This window comes from uncultured Rhodococcus sp. (genome assembly GCF_963525155.1).
Lineage (GTDB): Bacteria > Actinomycetota > Actinomycetes > Mycobacteriales > Mycobacteriaceae > Rhodococcus_F > Rhodococcus_F qingshengii.
The window spans coordinates 1-2898 of sequence record NZ_CAURKP010000326.1 but is presented as its reverse complement, the minus strand read 5'-3'; the positions used below and the strand labels follow the sequence as shown (position 1 = coordinate 2898).

4 protein-coding genes are annotated in these 2898 nt (G+C 63.1%); all 4 read left to right on the top strand.

Annotated features, from left to right (window positions below; translation table 11 throughout):
• On the top strand, positions 1-674 hold a 674-nt coding region (locus RWT78_RS28980; RefSeq protein ID WP_314682889.1), incomplete at its 5' end, for a F0F1 ATP synthase subunit gamma.
• A gap of 3 nt (positions 675-677) precedes the next feature.
• Complete coding sequence (gene atpD, locus RWT78_RS28975) at positions 678-2129, top strand: F0F1 ATP synthase subunit beta (RefSeq protein ID WP_003941349.1); 1452 nt, start codon at positions 678-680, stop codon at positions 2127-2129.
• Positions 2130-2135: 6 nt separating this feature from the next.
• Positions 2136-2504: a F0F1 ATP synthase subunit epsilon gene (locus tag RWT78_RS28970; RefSeq protein WP_003941287.1), complete on the top strand. Its 369-nt coding sequence runs from the start codon at positions 2136-2138 to the stop codon at positions 2502-2504.
• Positions 2505-2553: 49 nt separating this feature from the next.
• The coding region (locus RWT78_RS28965; protein WP_314682883.1) for a DUF2550 domain-containing protein at positions 2554-2898 on the top strand (345 nt) is incomplete at its 3' end.

Sequence of the window (2898 nt, the reverse complement as noted above, 5' to 3'; positions counted from 1 at the left end):
TGGCTCTCCTCCGCAGCGAGGGCAAGGAGCCGGTCGTGTACGTGCTCGGTTCCAAGGGGCTCGGCTACTACACGTTCCGCGGCCGCGACATCGGTGCTGCGTGGACGGGCTTCTCGCAGGATCCGGGTTACTCGGATGCAGCGAAGGCCAGCCGCCACCTGGTGGAGCTGTTCATGGCTGGTTCGGGTAACCAGGTTGCCGCTCCGAACGGTGAAGGCACGATCGAGGGCGTCGACGAACTCCATATCGTCTACACCCGTTTCGTGTCGATGCTGACGCAGACTCCCGAGGTTCGCCGCATGGCTCCTCTCGAGGTCTTCGTGTCGGAAGAGCGCATCGAACTCGGTGACGACATGCTGACCAACGGCCACGACGACGACCATGACAATGGCCCCGTCGCGGACTTCAGCTTCGAGCCCGAGCCCGAGAAGCTTCTCGGCGCTCTTCTCCCGAAGTACGTCAGCACTCGTATCTTCTCGTCGCTTCTCGATGCTGCGGCATCGGAGTCGGCAGCCCGTCGTACAGCTATGAAGGCCGCGACGGACAACGCAAACGAACTGGTGAACACGTTGAGCCGTCAGGCCAACCAGGCTCGCCAGGCCCAGATCACCCAGGAAATCAGCGAGATCGTCGGCGGCGCCAACGCGCTCGCCTCGAGCGCAGGAAGTGACTAGCACATGACCGCAGCAGTAACCGAAAACAACGGGGCAGGTTCGGCTTCGGCCGTAGCCGGCCGCGTCGTGCGGGTCATCGGTCCCGTCGTGGACGTTGAATTCCCGCGTGGCGCTGTTCCTGAACTGTTCAACGCCCTGAACGCCGAGATCACGCTTCCCTCGGTCGCCAAGACGCTGACGCTCGAGGTTGCACAGCACCTCGGTGACAACCTGGTCCGCACCGTCTCCATGCAGCCCACCGACGGCCTCGTCCGCGGCACTGCAGTGACCGACTCGGGCAAGCCGATCTCGGTTCCCGTCGGTGACGTCGTCAAGGGCCACGTGTTCAACGCCCTGGGCGATTGCCTCGACACCCCCGGCCTCGGCCGCGACGGCGAGCAGTGGGGCATCCACCGCAAGCCACCAGCCTTCGATCAGCTCGAAGGTAAGACCGAGATCCTCGAGACCGGCATCAAGGTCATCGACCTTCTCACCCCGTACGTCAAGGGTGGAAAGATCGGCCTGTTCGGTGGCGCCGGCGTCGGCAAGACCGTTCTGATCCAGGAAATGATCACGCGTATCGCTCGCGAGTTCTCGGGCACCTCGGTGTTCGCAGGCGTCGGTGAGCGTACCCGTGAGGGCACCGACCTCCACCTGGAAATGGAAGAGATGGGCGTCCTCCAGGACACCGCCCTTGTCTTCGGCCAGATGGACGAGCCGCCCGGAACGCGTATGCGCGTCGCCCTGTCCGCACTGACGATGGCGGAGTACTTCCGCGACGTCCAGGGCCAGGACGTTCTGCTGTTCATCGACAACATCTTCCGCTTCACGCAGGCAGGCTCCGAGGTTTCCACCCTCCTCGGCCGTATGCCTTCGGCAGTGGGCTACCAGCCCACGCTGGCGGACGAGATGGGTGAGCTCCAGGAGCGCATCACCTCGACTCGCGGTCGCTCGATCACCTCGCTGCAGGCTATTTACGTGCCCGCCGACGACTACACCGACCCCGCGCCGGCTACGACGTTCGCGCACCTCGATGCCACCACCGAGCTTTCGCGCCCGATTTCGCAGATGGGTATCTACCCCGCTGTGGATCCGCTGAGCTCGACCTCCCGCATCCTGGAGCCCGGCATCGTCGGTGCCGAGCACTTCCGCGTTGCCAACGAGGTCAAGCGCATTCTGCAGAAGTACAAAGAACTGCAGGACATCATCGCCATCCTCGGTATGGACGAGCTTCAGGAAGAGGACAAGGTCCTCGTCGGCCGCGCCCGTCGTATCCAGAAGTTCCTCGGCCAGAACTTCATCGTTGCCGAGAAGTTCACCGGTGAGCCCGGCTCCGTCGTGCCGCTCCGCGACACGATCGAAGCCTTCGACCGCGTCTGCAAGGGCGAGTTCGATCACCTGCCCGAGCAGGCATTCAACAGCTGCGGTGGACTCGACGACGTCGAGGCTGCAGCCAAGAAGATGGCCGGGAAGTAGTCCACGATGGCTGAGATGACCGTAGAACTCGTTGCCGTCGAGCAGCGCTTGTGGTCTGGTTCGGCGACGCTGGTCAGCGCTCAGACCACCGAGGGTGAAATCGGAATCATGCCCGGGCATGAGCCGGTCCTCGGCCAGCTGATCGAGGGCGGAACCGTGTCGATCACCTCGGTCGACGGCGAGCGTATCGTTGCTGCGGTACACGGAGGATTTCTCTCCGTCACTGCGACGACGGTGACGATCCTTGCCGAGTCCGCGGACATGGCACAGGACATCGACGTCGAGGCAGCCAAGGCTGTCTTGGCCGAGAACTCGGGCGACCTCGAAGCGATTGCGGTCGCCAAGGGTCAGCTCCGGGCCGTCGAGCGCGCGTAAGTTACTCGAGTAAAGCCGCGACGGGAGCCGACGAACAGTGACATTCGGAATGACTGTGTTGATCATTCTGGTTGTGCTGCTCGCGGTTCTCGTCGCGGCTTTTCTGTATCGTCTGCTGGTTCTGCGTCGTGGCGGTACCGCTGCACTGCTTCGTGTTCTGCCATCCCCGGGGGACAGCGGGTGGCGTCACGGAATCATTCGCTACGGCGAAAGCACCTTTGTCTTTTTCAAACTGTCGAGTCTGCGGCCGGGCCCGGACTCCAGGATCGATCGTCAAGGTATCGAGGTCGAGAGCCGTCGTTCTCCCTCGGGTACCGAATTCGACATCATGAGCGACGACATCGTCGTGGTCAAGGTCAACGACGGATCGTCGGCCTACGAAATCGCCTTGGAC